1 protein-coding gene is annotated in these 383 nt (G+C 69.5%); it reads right to left on the reverse strand.

All coding sequences use genetic code 11. The features are described from left to right. On the reverse strand, positions 1 to 383 hold a 383-nt coding region (locus ADK60_RS42340; RefSeq protein WP_159400584.1), incomplete at both ends, for a tetratricopeptide repeat protein.

Genomic DNA, 383 nt, shown 5'->3' on the forward strand with positions numbered 1-383 from the left:
TCCGCGGTGGCCAGTCCCTCTGCCCGTCGGCCTTCCTCGCCCAATCGGATGGAAACGTTGTTGAGCGCGCTGGCCAGGTGAGGGAGGTAGGCGTCGGGGTTCGTCTCGGCCAGGGCTCGGTAGTGGCCGACGGCTTCCTCCGCGGCGGCCAGTCCCTCTGCCCGTCGGCCTTCCTCGCCCAATCGGACGGAGAGGTTGGTGAGGGCCATGGCGAGTTGGGGAAGGTGGGCGTCGGGGTTCGTCTCGGCCAGGGCGCGGCGAATGGCGACGGATTCTTCGACGGCGGCCAGTCCCTCTGCCCGTCGGCCTTCCTCGCCCAATCGGATGGAAACGTTGTTGAGCGCGCTGGCCAGGTGAGGGAGGTAGGCGTCGGGGGTCGCGTC

It is taken from the genome of Streptomyces sp. XY431 (assembly GCF_001279805.1).
In the GTDB taxonomy this organism is placed as follows: domain Bacteria; phylum Actinomycetota; class Actinomycetes; order Streptomycetales; family Streptomycetaceae; genus Kitasatospora; species Kitasatospora purpeofusca.